General features: G+C 71.8%; 4 protein-coding genes. 2 read left to right on the top strand and 2 right to left on the bottom strand.

Annotated elements, in window-relative coordinates; genetic code table 11:
• On the top strand, positions 1-481 hold a 481-nt coding region (gene uppS / locus ABZ484_RS38635), incomplete at its 5' end, for a polyprenyl diphosphate synthase (RefSeq protein WP_358870623.1).
• Positions 482-505: 24 nt separating this feature from the next.
• Positions 506-1,063 (top strand): YcxB family protein, encoded by a 558-nt coding sequence (locus tag ABZ484_RS38640; RefSeq protein WP_358870624.1) that lies wholly within the window; start codon positions 506-508, stop codon positions 1,061-1,063.
• 10 nt (positions 1,064-1,073) lie between these two features.
• On the opposite strand, the gene ABZ484_RS38645 is transcribed toward ABZ484_RS38640, so the two are convergent.
• Positions 1,074-1,490, bottom strand: coding sequence for a transcriptional repressor (locus ABZ484_RS38645; protein WP_358870625.1), 417 nt, complete (start codon positions 1,488-1,490; stop codon positions 1,074-1,076).
• 72 nt (positions 1,491-1,562) lie between these two features.
• The coding region (locus ABZ484_RS38650) for a metal ABC transporter permease (protein ID WP_358870626.1) at positions 1,563-2,011 on the bottom strand (449 nt) is incomplete at its 5' end.

Genomic DNA, 2,011 nt, shown 5'->3' on the forward strand with positions numbered 1-2,011 from the left:
CGGCGTGCGGGTGCGGTGGGTGGGCCGTATGCCCCGGCTGTGGAAGTCGGTCGCGAAGGAGTTGCTGGTCGCGCAGGAGCAGACCAAGGACAACGACCTGCTCACGCTGTACTTCTGCATGAACTACGGCGGCCGGGCCGAACTCGCCGACGCGGCGAAGGCGATGGCGGAGGACGTGCGGGCGGGGCGGCTCGATCCGGCGAAGGTGTCCGAGAAGACGATCCAGAAGTACCTGTACTACCCGGACATGCCGGACGTGGACCTCTTCCTGCGGCCGAGCGGCGAGCAGCGCACCTCCAACTACCTGCTCTGGCAGAGCGCGTACGCCGAGATGGTCTTCCAGGACGTGCTGTGGCCGGACTTCGACCGGCGCGACCTGTGGCGGGCGTGCGTCGAGTTCGCCTCCCGCGACCGGCGGTTCGGCGGCGCGATCCCGAACGAGGAGCTGCTGGCCATGGAAGGCCGCACCGAGGAGGACTGATCACCGGCGGTACGATCCCGCCTCATGGCCATGGACATGGGGCGGAACGAACAGCGGGACGAACGGCCGGACGAACGGCCGGGCGAACGACAGGACGCCGTCGAACTGGTCTACCGGCCGAACCGCGCGGACATCCGCGCCGGTGTCGTGGTGCGCGAGCGCAGGCGGCGGCTGCACCTGGTCCGCTGGGGCCTCGTCCTCGTCTTCCTGGCCCTCGCCGTGCAGGCCGCGGTCTCGGAGAGGATGTCGGTGCTCTCGGTTGTGACCGCGGTCTTCTGCGCCGTCGTGATCTGGTCGACCCCGCATCTCCAGGCCCACCACGCCCTGCGCACCGTCTCCTGGCAGGGCGAGTACCGCACGGCCGTGACCGGGACCGGCATCACCGCCGAGACCGCGCACACCACGCTCCTGCAACGCTGGTCCGTCTTCCGCGGCTACCGCGAGACCCGCGACCGCATGGTGCTGCTCAGCCGCGACCCGAACATCCTGCTCGTCGAGGTACTGCCCAAGCGCGGGCTGCGCTCCCCGCAGGACGCGGACCGGCTGCGCGTCCTTCTGGACGAGCACCTGCCCCGCGTCTGAACCGGCGCCGTCAGCTCTGCGCCGCCGCGCAGTCCGCGCAGGTGCCGAAGATCTCCACCGTGTGGGCCACGTTGACGTAGCCGTGCTCCGCCGCGATCGACTCCGCCCACTTCTCCACCGCCGGGCCCTCGACCTCGACGGCCTTGCCGCAGACACGGCAGACCAGGTGGTGGTGGTGTTCTCCGGTGGAGCAGCGGCGGTAGACGGACTCGCCGTCGGAGGTGCGCAGGACGTCGACCTCGCCGGCGTCGGCGAGGGACTGGAGGGTGCGGTAGACCGTGGTCAGGCCGACCGAGTCGCCCTTGTGCTTGAGCATGTCGTGGAGCTCCTGCGCGCTGCGGAACTCGTCGACCTCGTCCAGGGCCGCCGCCACGGCTGCCCGCTGCCGGGTCGCGCGGCCCTTCACGGGCGGTCCAGCGGTCGTCACCGGTTGCCTCCTTCTGCCGGCACGCACATGCGCGTCTGCCCGGGCCATTGTGCCAGCCCGGGCAGCGCGGGGTCAGACGCCGATCTCGTCCCCGGCCCCGCGGCTGGCCGGAATCGCGCACTCCGCTGGGTCCCCGGCGGGCCGTGCCGCGGCCAGTGCCCGGGCGCGGCGCCGGGCCAGCGGTGTGGCGAGCGCGGTGAGGGCGATGAACGCGGCGATGGTCAGCAGCACGATCGTCGCACCGGGCGGCACGTCCTGGTAGTACGACGTGATCGTGCCGCCGATCGTGACGCTCACCCCGATGGCGACGGCGATCGAGAACGTCGCGGCGAAGCTGCGGCTGAGCTGCTGGGCCGCCGCGACCGGGACGACCATCAGCGCCGAGACCAGCAGCAGGCCGACCACCCGCATCGCGACCGTCACCGTCACCGCCGCCGTGACCGCCGTCAGCAGGTTCAGGGCGCGCACCGGCAGCCCCGTCACCCGGGCGAACTCCTCGTCCTGGCTGACCGCGAACAGCT

Source organism: Streptomyces sp. NPDC006393 (assembly GCF_040628575.1).
Lineage (GTDB): Bacteria > Actinomycetota > Actinomycetes > Streptomycetales > Streptomycetaceae > Streptomyces.

Coding starts and splice junctions, on each gene's coding strand:
- ABZ484_RS38640 (WP_358870624.1), top strand. CDS start 506: ATGGCCATGGACATGGGGCGGAACGAACAGCGGGACGAACGGCCGGAC.